General features: G+C 60.6%; 19 protein-coding genes and 1 pseudogene. 14 read left to right on the top strand and 6 right to left on the bottom strand.

The genetic code is table 11. The annotated features are described in order from the left end of the window. Positions 1-56 precede the first annotated feature (56 nt). From hppD to AC58EF_RS08490, 6 genes and pseudogenes are all read left to right on the top strand, one after another. Positions 57-1,103 carry a 4-hydroxyphenylpyruvate dioxygenase gene (gene hppD, locus AC58EF_RS08515; protein WP_497275597.1) on the top strand — a complete coding sequence of 349 codons (1,047 nt, stop codon included), beginning with the start codon at positions 57-59 and terminating at the stop codon, positions 1,101-1,103. Positions 1,104-1,186: 83 nt separating this feature from the next. Then, positions 1,187-2,479 (top strand): homogentisate 1,2-dioxygenase, encoded by a 1,293-nt coding sequence (hmgA, locus tag AC58EF_RS08510; protein WP_497275843.1) that lies wholly within the window; start codon positions 1,187-1,189, stop codon positions 2,477-2,479. Beyond that, positions 2,476-3,774 carry a fumarylacetoacetase gene (gene fahA, locus AC58EF_RS08505; protein ID WP_497275595.1) on the top strand — a complete coding sequence of 433 codons (1,299 nt, stop codon included), beginning with the start codon at positions 2,476-2,478 and terminating at the stop codon, positions 3,772-3,774. The genes hmgA and fahA overlap by 4 nt, the downstream gene beginning before the upstream one ends. Continuing rightward, positions 3,774-4,412 (top strand): maleylacetoacetate isomerase, encoded by a 639-nt coding sequence (gene maiA / locus AC58EF_RS08500; RefSeq protein ID WP_497275593.1) that lies wholly within the window; start codon positions 3,774-3,776, stop codon positions 4,410-4,412. Before fahA ends, maiA begins: the two co-directional genes overlap by 1 nt. After that, positions 4,409-4,807 carry a Rieske (2Fe-2S) protein gene (locus AC58EF_RS08495; RefSeq protein WP_497275592.1) on the top strand — a complete coding sequence of 133 codons (399 nt, stop codon included), beginning with the start codon at positions 4,409-4,411 and terminating at the stop codon, positions 4,805-4,807. Before maiA ends, AC58EF_RS08495 begins: the two co-directional genes overlap by 4 nt. Beyond that, positions 4,804-5,583, top strand: a pseudogene (locus AC58EF_RS08490) (alpha/beta fold hydrolase); the annotation flags it as partial. The gene AC58EF_RS08495 and the pseudogene AC58EF_RS08490, both read left to right, overlap by 4 nt. On the opposite strand, the gene AC58EF_RS08485 reads toward AC58EF_RS08490, so the two are convergent. The 3 genes from AC58EF_RS08485 to AC58EF_RS08475 are packed head-to-tail and all read right to left on the bottom strand — an operon-like array spanning position 5,542 to position 7,978. After that, positions 5,542-5,820, bottom strand: a complete 279-nt coding sequence (locus AC58EF_RS08485) for a hypothetical protein (protein WP_497275853.1) — start codon at positions 5,818-5,820, stop codon at positions 5,542-5,544. The pseudogene AC58EF_RS08490 and the gene AC58EF_RS08485 sit on opposite strands and share 42 nt — an antisense overlap. Continuing rightward, a complete protein-coding gene (locus tag AC58EF_RS08480; protein ID WP_497275590.1) occupies positions 5,817-7,169 on the bottom strand; it encodes an ATP-binding protein in 1,353 nt (450 codons plus the stop codon). Before AC58EF_RS08480 ends, AC58EF_RS08485 begins: the two co-directional genes overlap by 4 nt. Positions 7,170-7,192: 23 nt before the next feature. Beyond that, entirely contained in the window at positions 7,193-7,978 is a 786-nt protein-coding gene (locus AC58EF_RS08475; protein WP_497275589.1) for a response regulator, read from the bottom strand. A 270-nt stretch (positions 7,979-8,248) separates the two neighbouring features. Between AC58EF_RS08475 and AC58EF_RS08470 the strand changes: the two genes are divergently transcribed. The 8 genes from AC58EF_RS08470 to AC58EF_RS08435 all read left to right on the top strand — a co-directional run bounded on the left by AC58EF_RS08470 (position 8,249) and on the right by AC58EF_RS08435 (position 16,763). Further along, positions 8,249-8,677, top strand: coding sequence for a DUF6152 family protein (locus AC58EF_RS08470; RefSeq protein ID WP_497275587.1), 429 nt, complete (start codon positions 8,249-8,251; stop codon positions 8,675-8,677). A gap of 40 nt (positions 8,678-8,717) precedes the next feature. Continuing rightward, positions 8,718-9,470: a hypothetical protein gene (locus AC58EF_RS08465; RefSeq protein WP_497275586.1), complete on the top strand. Its 753-nt coding sequence runs from the start codon at positions 8,718-8,720 to the stop codon at positions 9,468-9,470. Positions 9,471-9,497: 27 nt separating this feature from the next. Beyond that, positions 9,498-9,797, top strand: coding sequence for a hypothetical protein (locus tag AC58EF_RS08460; RefSeq protein ID WP_497275584.1), 300 nt, complete (start codon positions 9,498-9,500; stop codon positions 9,795-9,797). A 41-nt stretch (positions 9,798-9,838) separates the two neighbouring features. After that, a complete protein-coding gene (locus AC58EF_RS08455) occupies positions 9,839-11,866 on the top strand; it encodes a PHB depolymerase family esterase (RefSeq protein ID WP_497275582.1) in 2,028 nt (675 codons plus the stop codon). A gap of 41 nt (positions 11,867-11,907) precedes the next feature. After that, positions 11,908-13,233 (top strand): MFS transporter, encoded by a 1,326-nt coding sequence (locus tag AC58EF_RS08450; RefSeq protein ID WP_497275581.1) that lies wholly within the window; start codon positions 11,908-11,910, stop codon positions 13,231-13,233. 154 nt (positions 13,234-13,387) lie between these two features. Continuing rightward, positions 13,388-13,888: a DUF6644 family protein gene (locus AC58EF_RS08445; RefSeq protein WP_497275580.1), complete on the top strand. Its 501-nt coding sequence runs from the start codon at positions 13,388-13,390 to the stop codon at positions 13,886-13,888. 15 nt (positions 13,889-13,903) lie between these two features. Then, positions 13,904-14,392: a DUF6644 family protein gene (locus AC58EF_RS08440; protein WP_497275578.1), complete on the top strand. Its 489-nt coding sequence runs from the start codon at positions 13,904-13,906 to the stop codon at positions 14,390-14,392. A 307-nt stretch (positions 14,393-14,699) separates the two neighbouring features. Next, the gene (locus AC58EF_RS08435; protein ID WP_497275576.1) at positions 14,700-16,763 is read left to right on the top strand and encodes a TonB-dependent receptor; all 2,064 of its coding nucleotides are present in this window, start codon (positions 14,700-14,702) and stop codon (positions 16,761-16,763) included. 11 nt (positions 16,764-16,774) lie between these two features. Here the strand turns inward: AC58EF_RS08435 and AC58EF_RS08430 are convergent, their stop codons facing one another. The 3 genes from AC58EF_RS08430 to AC58EF_RS08420 all read right to left on the bottom strand — a co-directional run bounded on the left by AC58EF_RS08430 (position 16,775) and on the right by AC58EF_RS08420 (position 19,635). Continuing rightward, positions 16,775-18,013 (bottom strand): helix-turn-helix domain-containing protein, encoded by a 1,239-nt coding sequence (locus AC58EF_RS08430; protein ID WP_497275575.1) that lies wholly within the window; start codon positions 18,011-18,013, stop codon positions 16,775-16,777. 306 nt (positions 18,014-18,319) lie between these two features. Then, entirely contained in the window at positions 18,320-19,180 is an 861-nt protein-coding gene (locus AC58EF_RS08425; protein ID WP_497275574.1) for a fumarylacetoacetate hydrolase family protein, read from the bottom strand. 14 nt (positions 19,181-19,194) lie between these two features. Continuing rightward, positions 19,195-19,635 (bottom strand): GlcG/HbpS family heme-binding protein, encoded by a 441-nt coding sequence (locus tag AC58EF_RS08420; RefSeq protein ID WP_497275572.1) that lies wholly within the window; start codon positions 19,633-19,635, stop codon positions 19,195-19,197. Positions 19,636-19,640: the final 5 nt, after the last annotated feature.

The raw sequence follows: 19,640 nt of genomic DNA, 5'->3' as shown, positions 1-19,640 counted from the left end.
GACACCAATTCCACAACGCGCATATTGGTTTCAAATGTAACTAAATGGAGATTCGCGTGACTGGCATCGACAATCCCCTGGGCCTTGATGGTTTCGCATTCTGCGAGTTCACTTCGCCCGATCCCGCAGCCATGGCGGCGCAGTTCGAACAACTCGGCTTCGTGGCTGCAGCAAGGGTCGAGGCGCGCGGCCTGACACTCTATCGTCAGGGAAGGACGGCGTTCGTCCTCAATTCCGGTGGAGGTCACGCGGAGCGCTTTCGCGCAGAACATGGTCCGTCCGCGAACGGAATGGCGTTCCATGTCGCGAATGCGGCGGATGCTCATGCGAATGCCCTTCAGCGTGGTGCGAATGCGGCGGATACCTCTGAGAGTGCACTACCGGGGGCGTTCGCTATCGAAGGGATCGGAGGAGCATTGCTCTATCTGGTCGAAGCCGACCCGTTCGCATCTTGGGAAGAAGTCGAGGGATGGAAGGAGAAGGCGGCCGAAGCGTCCGTAGGGCTGGATCTGCTCGATCACCTGACCCACAATGTCCGTCGCGGCCAGATGGGTGTCTGGTCGACCTTCTATGGACGGATATTCGGCTTCGAAGAGCAGAAATATTTCGACATCAAGGGCAAGGCGACCGGTCTTTTCAGTCAGGCGATGATCGCCCCTGACCGTGCCATCCGCATCCCGCTCAACGAAAGCCAGGACGACAAGAGTCAGATCGAAGAGTTCATCAAGGATTATAACGGGGAGGGCATCCAACACATCGCACTGTCTACCGACGATATCTACGAGACGGTCGAAAAGCTTCGCTCTCGTGGCGTCCGGCTTCAGGATACGATCGAGACCTACTACGAATTGGTCGACAAACGCGTTCCCGGGCATGGCGAAGATCTGGAGCGCCTGCGGGGGAACCGTATCCTGATCGATGGGGACGTCGAGAATGAGGGAATCTTGCTGCAGATCTTCACCGAGAACATGTTCGGACCGATCTTCTTCGAAATCATCCAGCGCAAGGGCAATGAAGGGTTTGGCAACGGCAACTTCCAAGCATTGTACGAGTCGATCGAACTCGACCAGATCCGCCGTGGCGTGATCACCGTCGACTCTTGATCCACACCGGGGAGACGAAGAAGATGACCGTGATCCAGAAGATTTCCGACGCTACGGCGTCGGCGACCGGCGACGCGAGGATGATGCCCGGCTTCGGGAACCATTTCGCTACCGAGGCGGTCGAGGGGGCGTTGCCGGTGGGCTGCAATTCGCCGCAGACGGTCCCGTTCGGCCTCTATGCGGAGCAACTCTCGGGTTCGGCTTTCACCGCGCCTCGGGCAGAGAACAGGCGTAGCTGGCTGTACAGGCTTCGGCCGACGGCGCAGCATCCTCCATACAAGCCCTATGCCCAGCCTTCGCACGTTCGGTCGGGTCCTTTCGACGAGCATCCCGCGTCCCCGAACCGTCACCGATGGGACCCTTTGCCGATGCCTACCGATCCGACCGATTTCGTCGATGGATTGGTGACCTATTGCGGCAATGGTGCCGTGGAAACGGGGGCCGGGATCGGCGTTCACCTTTACGCATGCAATCTATCCATGACCGGGCGGGCCTTCTTCAACGCGGACGGCGAACTGTTGATCGTGCCCCAGGAGGGCGGGATCGAGCTGATCACGGAAATGGGACGGTTCGATGTCCATCCGCAGCAGATCGCGCTCGTGCCGCGTGGCGTGAGGTTCTGCGTGAACCTTCTCGACGGTGCCGCTCGGGGGTATGTCTGCGAGAATTATGGTGCGCTGTTTCGTCTTCCGGAGTTGGGGCCGATCGGCTCCAATGGTCTGGCCAATCCGCGTGATTTCGAGACGCCTCGGGCCTGGTTCGAAGATTCCGATGCGCCGGGCGAGTTGATTCAGAAGTTCCAGGGGCGCCTCTGGACGACCGATCTGCCGTACTCACCGTTCGACGTCGTCGCCTGGCACGGCAACTTGGTGCCGTACCGCTACGATCTGCGTTGCTTCAACACGATCAACACGGTCAGCTACGACCATCCGGATCCATCGATCTTCACGGTCCTCACCAGCCCTAGCGACACGCCGGGTACCGCCAACTGCGACTTCGTCATCTTTCCTCCACGATGGATGGTCGCGGAAGATACGTTCCGGCCTCCGTGGTTCCACAGAAACGTGATGAGCGAATTCATGGGGCTGATCACTGGCGTATATGACGCGAAGGCAGGAGGATTCGCGCCGGGCGGCGCTTCGCTACACAATCAGATGGCAAGCCATGGTCCGGATCGGACAAGCTATGAGGCGGCAATCTCGTCCGATCTGGTTCCTCACAAGATCGAACAGACCATGGCGTTCATGTTCGAGAGCCGCTTCATGTTCCGTCCCACGCGCTTCGCGGCAGAAGCACCTTTCGCGCAATACGACTACGACACGTGTTGGGACGGATTCCGCAAGGCTCAGGTGCCTTTCGGAGATACGATCCAGTGACCAGCGACATCGATCAGACCCATTCGCGTACGCTCGAAAGCTGGGTGGAGGAGGCGAACGGGCATCCCGATTTTCCCATTCAGAACCTTCCTCTGGGAATATTCTCTCCGAATGGAGGCATTCCTCGAGCAGGGGTAGCGATCGGCGATCATGTACTCGACCTGACCGCCATCCTGTCCGTGCTCCCAGAGACGCTGCACGCGCCGCTCGGCGATGTCCGCCTCAATCGCTTTTTCGCGATGGCAGCAGAAAAGAGACGAGAGCTAAGGCGTATTCTTTCGATCATCCTGTCCGACAGCCGATATCGTGAAGCATTGCTTCCGGCCCTCCATCGCACGGAAGAGTGCGAGATGCATCTCCCGGCTACCATCGGTGATTATACCGATTTCTATGTCGGTATCCATCATGCGACGAACGTGGGCAGGCTGTTCCGGCCGGACAATCCTCTTCTACCCAATTACAAATATGTACCCATCGGCTATCACGGGCGCGCTTCATCCGTTCTTCCTTCGGGTATCGACGTCGTGCGCCCATCGGGTCAAGCAAAGGGTGGGGACCAAGCCTGTCCGAGCTTCGGCCCTTCCAAACGATTGGACTACGAACTGGAGCTGGGGATCTGGATCGGTCGTGGGAACGAATTGGGCGAGCCTATACCGATAGATCGGGCCAATGAACATATTGCAGGCTTCTGCCTGCTTAGCGACTGGTCAGCGCGGGATTTTCAAGCTTGGGAATATGTGCCTCTGGGGCCTTTTCTCGCGAAGAACTTCCATAGCACCATATCGCCCTGGGTGATCACGCCCGAAGCGCTGGCGCCATTCCGGGTTGCGCAACCAAGCCGCGAGAGTGGTGATCCTCGGCCGCTGCCCTATCTCTGGAACGAGCGAGACCAGAGCGAGGGAGCGTTCGCGATCGATCTTTCCGTCTCCCTTTCGAGCCAGGCCATGCGCGACGAGGGGCTGGAGCCCTTGCGCTTGAGCGAAGGGCCTGCAAAAAACATGTATTGGACTGCAGCCCAGATCGTCACCCATCACGCTTCGAACGGCTGCAATCTAAATGCGGGTGATCTGCTTGGAACCGGGACGATCTCAGGCCCCGAGCGAGATGCATTCGGTAGCCTACTCGAGATCACCCGTGGGGGATCCGACCCGATCTTGCTGCCTTCGGGCGAGCAACGTACGTTCCTCGAGGACGGAGACGAGATCATCCTGTCGGCTTCGGCGAGTGCGCTAGGCTATGTTCCCATCGGCTTCGGCGAGTGTCGGGCTCGGATCCTTCCGGCGAGGAGGAGCTGATGCTTCTCCACGGTTACTGGCGCTCCACGGCCTCATATCGGGTTCGGATAGCGCTGGGATTGAAGGGGCTCCCCTACGTACAGAGCAATCACGACCTGCGATCTGGCGAACAGGAAAGTCATGCATACCGTGCAGTCAATCCGCAGGGCCTAGTGCCGGCCATCGAGAGCGAGGGGCTTGTGATATCCCAGTCCTCCGCCATAATCGAGTGGCTGGAGGAAACGCACCCTCTGCCTCCGCTTCTCCCACCTGATCCAGGTGACCGAGCGATCGTCCGAAGCATGGCGGGGCTGATCGCCTGCGACATTCATCCGCTCAATAATCTGCGGGTGCTCAATAGGTTGCGGCAGATCGCCTCTTCGAGTCCGGAAACTCCGCAGGAGTGGATCGGCCATTGGATCAGTGAAGGATTCGCCGCACTGGAAACGCAGATCCGTCGCTATGGGGGCGATTTCGCGTTCGGTGACGAGCCAGGATTGGTGGATTGTTTTCTCCTCCCGCAACTCTACTCGGCGCAGCGCTTCGGTATCGATACGGACTCCTACCCTTCGATCAGGGCGGTGTGCGACCGCTTCGCGAATATCGATGCTGTCGTCGCCGCGCATCCGTCCCGTCAGCCCGATGCCGATCCGGCATGACAGAGAATAGACGGATCGACCGCACTCCGGTAGGCGTCGTACTGGGGGAGCTCGACCTCATTCCCGTCCTCACGGCTCGCAATTTCGTCGTTCGATCGCGCAACGGACTTTTTCATGGGTTCGTGGTCCGGACGCCCAACGGAATCCAGGGCTATGTCGATCGTTGTCCTCATATGGGCCTGCCGTTGGCTCAGGAGCTCGATGCCTACCTCACTCCGGATGCGACACTCATCACATGCAGTTGGCACGGGGCGTTGTTCGATCCCATCAGCGGTGAATGCATCGGGGGCCCGTGTCGGGGCGCTCGATTGACCGAATGGCCGGTCCACATCGAAGGTGACCGCATCGTCACCGGCCCTGGACCGAAGGACGTCGATGTTTCCCGATCGGGATGAAGCCGGCACCGGAAGACGTCGATCGGAGATGGAAGATACGACTTGGACCGAGACGGCCGCACCCGATCGACGTTCACTTCGGTCGCTTTCCGCGCTCGAGCTGTGCGGATCACCGAGATGCAGCATTTTCAATGCCCACGAAACAGGAAAAGGAAAGGAAAGAGAGGATGAGTAGAACGAGGCGTTTCTGGTCGAGTTTGGCTCTTTGTCCGGCCATCCTGCTGCTCGGCGCGGGAGCAGGAGCGGACGCCACGTCCGTGCGTGAATTGGCTTACGGTAAGGACGTGTCGCAGCGGCTCGATTTCTATCCGAGCCGACGTGCGGAAGCGCCGCTCATCATCTTCGTTCATGGAGGTGGATGGTCGGGCGGAGACAAATCCGACGAAGAGGGCATCCCCAAGATCGGCCACTTCCTCGACAAAGGCTATGCCTATGCCTCGGTGAACTATCGACTGGTGCCCGAGGTGGCAGTGGAAGAACAGGTCCAGGATGTCGCCGACGCTGTGGGCTCATTGGTCTCGCGGTCCGCCGAGTTGGGATTCGCGCGCAACCGGATCTTCCTCATGGGCCACAGCTCGGGTGGGCATGTCGCGGCGCTCATCGGCACCGACCCGGTATTCCTCGAGCGAGCGGGCGTCGACGTCTCGTCGATCGCCGGCGTCATTCTCCTGGACGGCGCCGGTCTCGATCCCTCGGTGAATCCACGTCCTGCGCGGCCTGGCGGGGCGTTCGGATCACCGGCCAACCGGCAACGTCTGGCGCCTGTCGGCCACGCCGCTTTGCCCAACGCCAAAAGTTTTCTCATGCTCAATGCGCAGTCGGCGGACCTGCAGGCTCAGGCGCAGTCGCTCCGGGAAGCGCTTGAAAAGCAAGGTACGCCAGCAGCGGTCCACATCATCCCGGGGCGGGATCACAACGCGCTCAATTATGAGCTCGGCACGAAGGGCGATATGGCGACATCCATCATAGATGCCTATCTTTCGAAATCCCTGAACCGAAACAGGGGCGATCACGCTGGCTGTCGGTTCTCCGGTAGAGGCGTTGGATGCGGGGCGCCGGAGCGGCGTTCTATTCCGCGATTGAGGATCAGGCGCGCCTCTAGGCCACTGCCGGGGATATTGCGAAGAGAAAGGTCCGCTTCGTTCTTTTCCGCCAATGTCTTGGCGATGGCGAGGCCCAGCCCTACGCCTGCTGCCGATGCGTCGTTCGATTGCAGGCGAACGAATGGTTCGAAGACTTCGCCCAGCTTGTCTTCAGGGATTCCCCGCCCTTCGTCCTTGACCGTGATCACCGCACGTCCGCCGGCGTAGCACGCACTTATCTCTGCGGACCCACCATATTTGAGGGCGTTGTCCACGAGATTTTCGAGGCATCGCTGGAGTGCTCTTGGACGGACCTCGACATAGCAGTCGCTGCGGTGCGCGAAGCGTACCTGTGCGTTCCCTTCCGAGCTGTCCTCCACGACCAGATCCAGCAACTGATCCAGATCCAAGCTGGCGAACGGTTCGTTTGTCTGATTGCTCCGGGCGTAGTCGAGGCCCTCGCGGATGAGCGCCTGCATCGCACCGAGGTCGTCTATGAGACGGCTGCGCAATGCCGCATCGGAAACCTTCTCCAGGCGGAGCCGCAAGCGGGTCATCGGCGTCTGCAGATCGTGGGTGATCGATGCAAGGAGTTGGGTCCGCTCGACCAGATATGTTCGTAGTCGCATCTGCATATGATTGAATGCACGCGCCGCTTCTCGAACTTCATGAGGCCCACGCTCCGGCAGGGGGCGTCGGTCGAGATCCGCTCCCAAAGCCGTGGCCGCTCGAGCAAGATCGCCTAGCGGCGCTGCCGCCATACGGGCGGCAGCGAGCGCCAGCGTAGCTACGAGAACGGCCAGAACACCAACCACTACGGGGTTCAAGGCAAGTCGATCCGGCTTCATGTGCCCTCGCAGTTGAAGGTGGATTACGCGGCCATCGGACAATGTCGCGGTCACGACCCAGCATTCGAACCGTTCGCCGTTCAATCTGCCGGCCGGTTGCCGCAAGCAGGTGTCGGGGCGCGCGATGCGAGCATCGACATTTTTCCCCGGCAGACGCGATGCGAGGCTGCGACTGAGATCCTCGTCGAATTTGACGATCCGTTCGTCGCCCGTGGCTTGCCGGATGCCCGTGACACCTTTCTGGAGCAGTGCCTGTCGTAAGGGAGAGGGCACGCTATCGGCGACGGAAAGAAAGTCGCTCATTCTGTCGATCAGTCGTTCGAACCGGATTCTGAAGAGATCTTCCTGCCGCTGTCTGTCGGCGAGTGCCAAGGCCAAAGCGGCGGAGCCGGTGACGCCGATCAGGAGAAACAGGAACAACCAGCCCGACATCGTGCTGAAGAAACGGGGGCGCCTCATTCGAACGTGACCGGCGCGGCCAGGACGTAACCTTGCCCTCGAACGGTCATGATGAGGTCGGAAGCGCGAGCATTCTCGTTCAGCTTCTGCCGAAGTCGACTGATCTGGAGATCTGCCAGCCTCTGTTCTGCGTGAAGACCATGCTCCGCGCGGTGCTCCTCTGCCACGAGCGTGAGTATTTCTTCGCGGGTGAGTATCTCGTTCGCATGTTCGACCAGGAACTTGAGAAGACTATATTCGCTTCCCGACAGCATCACGATCCGACCATCGGCCTTGAACAGCCGTCGGTGCTCGAAATCCAGGATCCAATCCCTGAAGCGTGCACGTTTGGCCGGCGGCGTCTCCGGGGGCTTCATGGGAGTATAGGCCCGCCTGATGACGCTTCGCACCCTTGCGATCAGCTCGCGGGGGTCGAAGGGCTTGGCCAGATAATCGTCCGCACCCACTTCCAGCCCGATGATCTTGTCGATGGCCTCGCCGCGTGCCGTCAGCATGATGATGGGAGTGTCGCGTCGCGTGCGCGTCTCACGACATAGAGAGAGGCCGTCCTCGCCGGGCAGGTTGAGATCCAGAATGATCAGGTCGACCTCGTGTCCGGCAAGCGCCGCCCGCATGGTAGGGCCATCGCAGGCGGCGATCACAGAATAGCCGGCGGCTCCCAGCTGCTCCGCGACGAGCGACCGTATTTCGGTGTCGTCGTCGACCAGGAGCAACGTCTGATGTCGGGCCGGGGCCGGCCCGGTTTCCGGGCCATCGGGGGCTTGCGCGAATTGCGTAATCATTCCTCTCCTCCGGGGACTTGGGTGCCCAGGATTCATTCCTGCGCGATCATAGCATGCATCGGCTGCAAAGACACTAATCTGGCCGACCCATAGTCGGTTCGATCGTGTCGAGCAAATTTATCGTAATGTGTCAAAATATATCTAAGTATAGAATTTCACGGAAATAAGACAAAAGTCGCCCAGATAATAAATAACTATCTTGGAGACTATCGAATAGTTATGTGGACTACTACGCATCGAAAGCATGTGAAGACTGATGGAACAAATAATATGGAATCCATGGAGATGGCAATGCATCGACTAAAGACTCGCCCCAAGCAGGCTGTCATGGCGGGTCTCGCTGTGCTGGTGGCTCTGAGTGGCGTGGTGGAGCCTTCGTTCGCGCACCATTCGTTCGCCGGTTTCGACAAGGATCGCAAAGTGACGATCAAGGGAACCGTCAAGCAGTGGCAGTTCACCAATCCTCACAGCTGGCTGCAGCTGATGGTCACCGAGAATGGTCGGGATGTCGAATATAGCCTCGAAGGGGCGAGCGTTAACACACTGATCCGTCGTGGATGGAATCGCACGACGTTCAAGCCGGGCGACAAGATCACGGTGGACATGTACCCGCTGCGCAATGGTCAGAAGGGCGGGGCGTTCCTTTCGGCCACCTTCGCCAATGGCAGGACGATCAGCTCGGGCATCACGCCCAACTAACGCAATCGCTCGACGCACGTGCCTTCGAGGGGAGGAAATTTTGAAGCAGCATTCTCAAGCGCAGCGCCGTCGACATATGGTGGCCGCCGTGGCCCTGTCCGCGTTGATGTCGTTCTCCGGCGTGGCGATCGCCCAAACCGCATCTTATCCGAGCGGAGCCCCGGAAATACCGGATTTGGCCAAGCTCCCAGATTGGGACGGTCTCTGGGAACGTGCGGACGACAATGTCTGGGACAACCGTCTACCTGTCGGCGTGCCACAGGACCCGCCCTATAACAGCGAGTATCAGGCGCTGGCCAAGAGTATCGCGCCCAATCGTGGTTCGGCATTCAACTCCATGCCGGGTTTCATGAGCATGCTGTTCCCGATGGAGCTCCAGATAAGCCGCATGCAAGTGTCCATCATGTCGGAGAACAAGGACAATTTCCGCCGGATCTTCACGGATGGGCGGGTCCATACTCCCGATACGCTTCCGAGCTCGAACGGCCACTCCGTCGGTCGTTGGGTGAACGGGGAGCTGCATGTCGAGACCTGCTGCATCAGGGAAGATACGCGGCTTCCCGGGAACGGCCCGCATAGTGACGAGCTGCGGATCAAGGAGCGCTTCTACCTTCGCGATTTCAAGACGCTCGTGGACGAGATCACCGTGGAGGATCCCAAGGCGTTTACGAAGCCGTGGACGACCGAGAAGGTCTTCTACCGGCGGCCCGATTGGGAACCGGTCGAATATGATCGCAACGAGAACGACAGGGATCGGCCGGCACAGGCCGCTGGCCGCCCTGCTGCCGACTAGCGCGTCGATCGAGTTTCAGGAGGTCTTATGTCCAAGCTTTCATATGGCGGTGCCTGCCTGGCTGCACTGCTTCTGTTCCAACAAGCGTTGAACGCTCAAGTGACGAGCGACCGGCGCATGTTCTTCAAACCGCACACGCCCGATCAGACCGAGACGCTTCAACGCGCGACGAGCCTCGCCATCGGCAACCTCGCCTGGGAGAGCGTGTCGGTGTCCCAGGTCGAAAAGGCCAAGGGGGTAATCAAATGGATCGGCACGACGCGGTCGAACAAATATTTCTGTTCGGCCGATCCCGACGGTCAGAACCCCGCCTGCCATCGTCCATGACGATCGGCGCTAGTGACAGAAGAATTATAGAGGAGGATCGGGTGCATATTTCGTCGTTCCAGAAGACCAGGCGGGCAATCGGCATCTCGGCCGCCCGCATGACCCTCGCCATGGTTTTAGGGGCTACTCTGGCGATACCGCTCGGACTGATCGCTTCGCCTCAAGCACTGGCGGCAGAAGCTGCACCGCTTCTGCGCAACATGGTCAGCGTCAAGGGGCGCGACCGAGCCTATCTCTATCATGTGCCGGCGAATTACCGAGCCGATGGTTTCAACTATGTCGTCTACGTGCTTGCCGACGACGATCAGCCGGCCGAAGCATTCGCGCGGGACTCAGGGTGGCTCAAGCTTGCGGACGAGCAGAATTTCGTCGTCGTCTTCCTGCAGCCCGAGGGTCGACGGTGGGCTTCCAATAGCGGCGGCGAGGATGCCTATGTGAAGGCGGTCTACGACCACGCGATCGGGCACTTGTTCGTCGGTGGTGGCGCACGACCGGGACGAGAAGGCGCTGGCGGCGGCGGTAATCGGCCCGATCCCCAAGCCGGAGGCCGGCCAGGTGCGGATGGCCCGGCAGCGCCAGGCGCGCGCGCCGCGGCGGGCGAAGGCGAAGGCGGCGGTGGACGCGGAGGCGCGCGCGCGCCTCGGGCGCAGACGTGGGTACCGTTCCACTATGTAACGGGAGTGGGGGCTGGCGCTACCGTCGCTCAGGAATTCGTCATCAACAATCCTGGCGTCTTCGCGGCGATCGCGACGCTCGATGGTGCCCCCTTCGATGCGGCCTATCGCAAGGGCGATGATCCGGCACAGGCATATTTCCAATATATGCGCGCCGACAAGAATGCGCTGCCGGTCTGGAAGCAGCTCAAGAAAGAGGTGCCCGTCGCGGCGTGGCTCTTGACGACGGGCGAGGCTTCTCCGGCAGAGGTCAAGGTCGCCGACTATTGGAAGCGGAGCAACGCTGTCGCTTCCTCCGCGGAAGACCGCGAGGTCGGAGGGATACCTGCTAAGATCTTCCGCAATGCGGTCAATCCCCACGAGCAGGTTCGTATGACGAGCCTCGATTTCAATACCAAATACGACGCGAAGCTATCTAGCGTCATATGGAGCGACTTCTTCGCCCATATCGCTCGATGGACTTCCTCGCCCAATGGGGACCTGGGACGTCTCATGACAGAGGCGGAGGTTCGCTCGACGTTCGACGCTCGAACGCTCCAGGTCGATGGGAAGACATACGGCTACTATGTGAAGACTCCCAGCAACTACACCAAGGGGCAGTCGCTTCCATTGGTCGTCGCGGCGCATGGCGCCTTCTTCCCGGCGTGGATGTATGCGAGTCAGATTCGTATGCACGAGGTCGGAGAGAAGGAGGGCTTCATCACCGTCTATGTGAACGGTCAGCAGAACCGTTGGCAGTTCGATAACCCGGACGGATCCGACGCCAAGTTCATCACCGGTGTCATCGACGATCTCGCCGCGAACTACGGCATAGACCGCAGCCGCGTGTACATGCAGGGCTTCTCGCTCGGCAGTGGCATGAGCTACATGATGGGCACGACCCATCCACAGATTTTCGCGGCCGTTTCGCCCAACAACGGTATTGGGCCGATGGCGAAACCGGTCGTTGATCGCGTGGCGGAGCTCAAGTCCAAGGGAGACGTGCGTCTTCCGATGATCCTTCTCTACGGCGATGTCGACTCCGGCGGATCGACCGACGCGAAGATTCCGGCCCAAGGGGTGCTTCGCGGAGCTATCGACGAGATGAAGGCATACAACAACATCAAGACCGCCGATCGGATCGTGACGTTCAACAGCCCGAACACGGTGCCGTACGAAGTCCTCGTTCCGGGCGCGAAACTCGTGAAGGAGGGGATCGATAAGCGCTACAAGGATGGACGCTTCCAGATCAGCGCCTACATGAGCGCGGATCCCAAGCCCCTCAATCTGTTTAAATTCGTCTGGGTGACCGACATGTCTCACGGTCAGGATCCGCGCAGCGCCCAACTCGAATGGGACTATTTCAAGCAGTGGCGACGCAATCAGGACGGATCGCTGTCCTACAGTGGTCGATGACGAATGTCGGCCGGACAACGGATTACGGGAATGGACCGAAAATGATAAGCACAACCGAGGGCGTGCCGGCGGCCGGCCTGACACCCGAGATCTCGCTCACTCCCCATCAGATCACCACTTTCCTCCTTTGTGCGATGGTGGCGTTGATTGATGGATTCGATACACAGGCGATCGCGCTCGCGGCTCCCGAAATTGCCACTGCGTGGGAGATAGAGGCGGCTCGGTTCGGCAGCGTGTTCGCCGCCGGGCTCTTCGGGGCGCTCTTCGGGGCGCTCGGGTTCGGCATGGCGGCCGATCGCTTCGGCCGCAAGCCGAGCCTGATCGTTGCGATCCTTCTGTTCGGAGCAGTGACGCTTCTGACGCCGTTCGCGACGTCGTTGACGGATCTGTTCGTGATACGCTTCGTGACGGGCCTCGGTCTCGGAGGCGCGCTGCCGGGCGTCATCGCGGTGACGTCCGAATATGCGCCGCCGCGCCGCCGTGCGACGATCGTTTCGCTGATGTTCTGCGGCTTTCCGCTCGGCGCGGTCATCGGCGGTATAGTCGCCGCGCAGCTGATCCCGACCTTCGGGTGGCCGATCCTCTTCTACATCGGAGGAGTGGTGCCGCTTCTGCTTCTGCCGCTGGTCACTCTGCTTGTGCCGGAATCCATGCGGTTTCTGCTCTTCAAGGAGGACCATGCCGCGGCGGACCGCGTGAAACGACGCATGAACTTTCTTCAGGCGGAAGAATTCGGCGATGGCGCCGAGTCCAATCGGGCACCGATCTTCCTTCTCTTCTCTGAAAGCAAACTGGTCGGCACGTCGATCCTGACCGTCACTTTTCTCCTCAGCCTGATGCTCGCCTACTTCCTGGTCAATTGGTTGCCGCTTCTCGCGCGCCAGGCCGGGGTCGGAATGGAAGGTGCGGTGTTGGGCGTGGCGGCTCTCAATCTCGGTGCCATTCTGGGGTGCCTCGTCATCGGCCGTCTAGCCGATCGAATGGGGCCGACACGTCCGATCGGGTGGGGCTACCTGCTCGGCGCCTTCGCGATCGCGGTCATCGGTGCGAGCGCGCACTCGACCGGGTTGCTCCTGCTCACTTGCTTCATCGCGGGGGCATTGAGCATCGGCGCTCAAATGTGCGTCGTCGCTCTGGGGGCGAGCTTCTACGAGACTGCCATTCGGGCGACGGGCATCGGATGGTTGATGGGAACCGGGCGTATCGGCGCCATCATGGGACCCGTGCTGGGTGGTCTGCTGATCGGCGCAGGCATGTCGGCCGCGAATCTCTTCGTCGTCGCCGGCGGGGTCTCGTTGCTTGCCGCCATTGGGGTGTTCGCCATGGGCCGTTTCGTTCTCGGCACGAGCCGTCCGGCCTCGGTTTGAACCAAAATCTCCCTGGCGGAGCGATCGGCCAGGACACTTGGTCCCGATCCGATCCTACGGTCGCACGAGCGATGTCGGCGGCCCGATCTCGCCGCGCGTCAATCGATGCCTCCGCGAACGGTCCGAAACGAAAAAACTAGGCAGAGGAAATAGAATGACCATGCAAGCCATAAGTGATTGGTTATCCTCCACGGACGCTTCGCAATTCATCGCGAACACCGCATGGGTGGTGCCGGTCGTCCAAAGCATTCACATATTGGCGATCGCGATCGTGATGGCGTCCATCGGAATGCTCGATCTCAGGCTCGTCGGATTCATCGGCCGTGAACATTCCCTGCATGGGCTGGCGCAACGCTTCTTTCCTTGGATATGGGGAGCACTGGTCGTTCTGTTCCTAACAGGAATTGCCATGATTCTGAGCGAGCCTGCCCGTGAACTGCTGAATTGGATCTTCTGGACGAAGATGGGTCTGCTCGTGTTCGCCGTCGCAGTGACCCTGCCGGTCCGCAATCTGCTCGAGGACCATCGCTTCCGGGACCTGGCGCCGGACAAGCGTAACCTCATACGACTTTGCGGCGGCCTTTCGTTGGTCGCTTGGGTGGCGATCGTGACCTGTGGGCGCTGGATCGCCTACGCGGGCGGCAATGCGGTCTGAGGCGGGAGACGAGTGATGGATTTTCTTGGTTTTTTCACCTGGCTCGAGAATACAAGCGTGGCGCTCGCGATCGCGGAATCGTCCTGGATGTTTCCGACCATCGAGACCCTGCATGTTCTCGCCCTGGTGCTCGTCGTAGGTTCGATCGCGATGCTCGATCTGCGACTTCTGGGTGTTTCATCCCGGAACATGGGTGTCCTGCAGCTTTCCGACGAAGTCCTGCCGTGGACCTGGAGCGCCTTCGTAGTCGCGGTGATCACCGGAGTGCTGATGTTCGTTTCGTCGGCATCCCGCTATTTCGAGAACATCCCCTTCCGCATCAAGATCGTGCTTCTCTTGCTTGCGGGTATCAACATGGCGATCTTTCACGTCACGAGTTTCCGTTCGGTGCATGATTGGAACAACAATATTCCGACCCCCATCATGGCCCGGGTCGCCGCGAGTTTGTCTCTCTGCTTCTGGGTCGCGGTGGTATTCGCCGGCAGGTGGATCGGGTTCGTGTGACGCGCCTCGGGGAGCAAAACTCCCGGTGTAGAGAAGGGGTAGAGCAAGCCCATCGCCCGATGTGCAGGATATTCCTGCGCGACGACCTCGATAGAACGGTCTCGTCCAAGTCGCTATCGCGGGGGCTCGGCATTCACGAAACCCATGAAACTGCAGAGCGGTCCGGTCGGTGACGATGACGACACGTCTAGAGATCGGGGCCTCGCCTGCTAGATCGGCCACATGGTAACGGAGGCGTGATAACGTTCCGTAACGAATACGGAACTGTTCGTTGCTTGCTGCAGCTCTCGAGAAATGAGGATGCACGATGGCTGAAAGGATCGACCTCATGCCCGTTGCACCGTCTCTCTACCGTTATGCGCTTCTTCTCACCGGTTGTGCTGTTACACCCGGCGTGTTGGCGCAGACCGCCGTCTCCGCCGACCCCGTCCCGAACGAAGCGGATGTGAATGGAGAGAATGAGATAGTCGTGTTCGGGCGGGCGGAGGCGAAGATCGGCGTGGCTCATGCCGCGAGCGAAGGAACCGTTTCGGGCGCCGATCTACTCGTCCGTCCGTTGTTGCGCACTGCCGAGCTGCTCGAAGCGGTCCCAGGCATGGTCGCCGCCCAACATTCCGGCAGCGGCAAGGCCAACCAATATTTCCTCCGGGGCTTTAATCTCGACCATGGATCGGATTTCACGACCTATATCGATGGTGTGCAGATGAACCTGAGAACGCACGGGCATGGCCAGGGCTATCTCGATCTCAATGGTCTCATCCCCGAGATCATAGAGCGGGAGGACTATCGTAAGGGGCCGTATCGCGCCGACGGGGGCGACTTCGCTCTTGCGGGCGCGAGCTACATGCGAACGATCGAGGGGTTCGATCGTCCGTGGGTCGCGGTCGAATGGGGTTCCTTTGGAGGACGTAAGATCGCCGGCGGGGGCACGATCGAGGGGGTCGGTCCGGGCGATCTGACGCTCATCGGTCAGGTCAAGCGATATGACGGGCCCTGGGAGGAGGCCGAGCATCTGCGACACTATGCCGGCTTCGCGAAATATGCCCTTCCTCTCGGAGACAAGCAGCTCGATCTCAGTCTTCAGGGCTATCGCGGTTCATGGAGACCCACCGAACAGATTCCCGAGCGCATCGTCGGGTCGGCACAATGCGCCGACGTCTTCTGTTCCCCCGACCCGAGTGCCAGGGGGGAGACGACGCGTTTCATAGCCAACGCGCAGCTCGCGGCGCCGAGTTTTCGTGGCAACGTCTACGCACAATTCTACGACTGGAAGATGTCTTCCAACCCGACCTACGCCAATGCGGATGGCAGCAGCGCACAGATCACGCAGTTCGACAAACGCTGGATCTTCGGCGTCAAGGCCGATTGGGAACACGCGCTCTCCGATCGATTGACGCTCCGCTTGGGAACCGAGGATCGCTACGACGATATAGGGAATGTCGGTGTCGCGAACAGCGATCAGGGCATCATCATCGCGAGCCTCGGGACCTATTCGGTACGCGAGGCATCGGCCTCTGCCTATGCCGAGACGAGTTGGAAGCCCTTGACGGCATTGCGACTGACGGCGGGCCTGAGGGGCGACTATTATGCGTTCGACGTGTCGGCTCAGGACATACAGGCTGCGGCGTTGGGGGAAGGCAGCGGGCACAAGGCGCTGGTTTCCCCCAAATTGGGTGCCGCTTACGAGATATCGAGCCGGTTCGAACTCTATGCCAATTGGGGGAGGGGGTTCCACTCCAACGATGCGCGTGGAGCGGTGACGCAGACGCCCGTTCCTCTCCTGGTCGCAGGCACCGGCAAGGAGCTCGGGGCCCGCCTTCAGCTCGGTAAGCTCAACATGACGGCTACCTATTGGTGGCTGGACGTCGGCAGCGAACTCAGGTTCGTGGGTGACTCGAACGCCGTAGAACCGACGGGCGCCAGCCGCCGACATGGTTATGAGTTCGTAGCATTCTGGCGACCGTTCTCCTGGCTCGCTATCGACGGGAATTTCACGGCCAGCCATTCGCGCTACGACAATGGCGATTACATCCCGAACGCTTTCGAGAATGCCGGGCAGCTGGGAGCCTCGGTCGTGCGTGGGCGCTGGGAAGGGTCGTTGCGATGGCGGCATCTGGGCCCCTATCCACTGCTCGAGGACGACAGCGTGCGTGACAAGGGCAGCGACGTGGTCAACGCGCGTGCGGGGTTCAAGCCGGGCCGGCTCGAGATCTACGGCGAAATCCTCAACATCTTGAACAGCCGGGACAAGGATATCGCTTATTATTACGAATCCTACATACCCGGTTTCGATGCTGCTCCGACCGATGGTCGACTGAGCCGAGTGGTCGAACCGCGTACCGTCAGGGTCGGCTTCAAATACAAGTTATAGGAGAAGGAGCATCAAAGCGTGGTGCTCTTCGTTCGCCTTGCCAAGACGAGCCGGCTCGACAGATTCTGGTTGCCCAGCGTCTTGACGGCGAAGAGCGCCTCGAAGGAATTCGCCTTGGACACGTCATCAGGGATGGCGGCGAGTTGATGGGGATCCGAGGCGATCTCGGCCGCCTGCATCACTGCCGCATCCCTCGTACCTGCGATCACGATGATCCGGTTGCCGGTAGGGCCGGGCAGGGCGGCGATATAGGCATAGTCGAGGCGCGGCGTTCGGTCCGCCACGACATTCTCCCAATCGGACATGTAGTGAAGTCCGGATTTCCGGTCGACCAATTCATCGAAACTCGAGCCGATCGAAAATCCCGACAGATCGAATACGCTATCGCGCAATTCGCCGAGGCCGCTGAGGAAGCCGACATAGACGATATCCGGATTGCGGATGGCATCCGTGGGTAGCTGCGACATGGAGATAACCCTGGGTCGGGTAGGGGATCGAGCCGCTGCCGCCTCCAGCAGCGGCGATATTCGCTGAAGGGCGGGCGCGATGCTGGTGGGAAGATAGTGGAGATCGAGATCGAGATAGTTGCCGTTCCGCTCGGGTCGCTCCATGATCGCCTGATCCAGATCCTTACGAGAATTGATGGTGAAGGAGCGGACCAGCTTGGTCACGCTGCCGCCCGGCGCCGCTTCGCCGAAGATGTAATAGTCTCCTGTGACGACCAGCTTCAAGCGATCGTCCTTCATCAAGGGAGACCAAAGGCCCGTCGAGGCTGCAGGCGGTCCCGCGCTATATTTGAGATGCGCGGCCCAGTATCCACCGGCGACGAGCAGGAGGGACAAGCCCGCGATCAATCCGATCCTGCGCGCGCGCGATCCGGTCGGCGCGACGATGGCTCGTGGAACCTCGGGTGAGATCGCGATCGGTTCTCCCAACACGATCCGGTAGGCACCGCGGGGAATGACGATGCGTGCGCCCGGACGACCGGCATAATGTTCGTCGAGCTTGCGCCGAAGCCGGTGGACATGAACGCGAACCGACGCGTCGGTCGTGGCATCATAGCCCTCGAACTTCCCGAATACCTCCTGCGCGATCTCCACTTCGCGTGCGGTTCGGCCTTCGAGCGAACGCTGAAAGAGGAATTCGAACACGCGTCGTAGGACGTCCGTCTGTCCCCAGGCCAGATTCTGTCGAAGCTCGTCAGCCGCGGCTTCCAGGGCGGTCTGCCCGTCTCCAACGCACATATCCATGATCTCGGTACCTATTCACCCCGCCCCGCAACGCTCGTCATGCTTCGCGAAGCTGTCCTCTTTACGCGAGCCCGCCGCTCGCTCGAGGCGGGACACCTTTCCTCGATCGGTCCGCCCATATCCTCGCCATCCCCCACTGATCCGGTCACTGGTCGATGGTGCTGCCAGGACGGGCCGGCAGTGGAGCGAAGAGTTGCCGCGAACGTAGATCGATCAGACCACGGCCTTCGTGTCGCGCTCGACGAGGCGAGCCAGGAACGCATGCGGCGGCCTGCCCCAGAATGCGGGTGGGGCGGCCGCCGGACATCACGGCTCTGCCACAACGCTGTTCTCGATATAGCCCAGACCCTCGATCTCGACGCGTACCACTTGTCCGACCGTGAGGAAGCGCGGAGGATCGAAGCCTTGGCCGACACCGGCCGGCGTGCCCGTGGACAAGATGTCGCCAGGCTCCAGAGTAAAGACCGAGGTGAGTTCCTCCAGCATCTGCCCGAAGGTCCAGATCATCTCCTGCGTATTGCCATCCTGTCGAAGTTCGCCGTCCACCCAGGTCCGCACCGCGAGGTTGCCCGGATCAGGAATTTCGTCCGCCGTGGTCAACCATGGTCCCACCGGGCCGTGAGTATCGAACGACTTGCCGAGCGTCGCGGTGGGAGATCGCTGCTGCCAGTCCCGCACCGACACGTCGTTACAGATCATGTAGCCGGCGATCGCGGACGATGCGTCTTGCGCCTTGAGATGTCTGACCTTGCGCCCGATCACGATGGCGAGCTCGCCTTCATAGTCGAGATGCGAGGACACGCGCGGCAGATGGATCGGATCATAGGGACCGTTCAGAGCGGTGACCTGTTTATTGAACCAGACCTGATGCTTGGGGATGACCTGCCCCCTACGTTCCATCTCGCGAGCGTGTGATCGATAGCAAAGGCCGAGACCGAGGAACTTGCGCGGTGTGATGGGTGGACCGAATTGCACGGACGAAAGCGGTCGGCGGATGCCCGATGCCGCTGCACGTCTCGCCAAGGCGAGAGCCTGTTCGCCGCCCGCGACGATCCGGGTGACGGAAGCGGGGACCCCGGCATCGCCCGAGAGCAGGTCGATGATCTCGTCACCCTCCACCGCGCCGGGACGCCATTGGGTGCCATCATGGAATTGAGCGAGCTTCAACTGTCTTCTCCGGGTTAGTGGCTACCGCCGACGTCCGCGTCGAAACCGGCCATGCTGATCCCTTGGACAGCACATGCTTCGTCCTTGTCGGGCATGTCGCCGCTGATTCCGACGGCGCCGATGATGTCGCCGGACGCATCGCGGATGAGTACGCCTCCGGGCACGGGGATGACCCGGCCTGCAGATGCGCCGACGAGAGCCGTGTAGAAGGCCGGTGCGATTTCGCTCCGCTGAGCGAGGGATCTACCTCCCAGGCCCATACCGAGGGTGCCCCAAGCCTTGCCCATGGCGATTTCGGGACGCAATATGCCGGACCGGTCCTGGCGCTTGAACGCGACGAGATGACCGCCTGCATCGAGTACGGCCACGGTCAGAGGATTGAGGCCGAGCGTCGAGGCATGAGCGAGAGCTCCATCCACGATCGTCGCGGCGGTTTCGAGGGTCATTGATGGCATGTTCG

The sequence above is a fragment of the Sphingobium sp. WR1 genome, assembly GCF_059693745.1.
The sequence above is the reverse complement of the archived record's forward strand: the minus strand, read 5'-3'. Positions and strand labels throughout refer to the sequence as shown.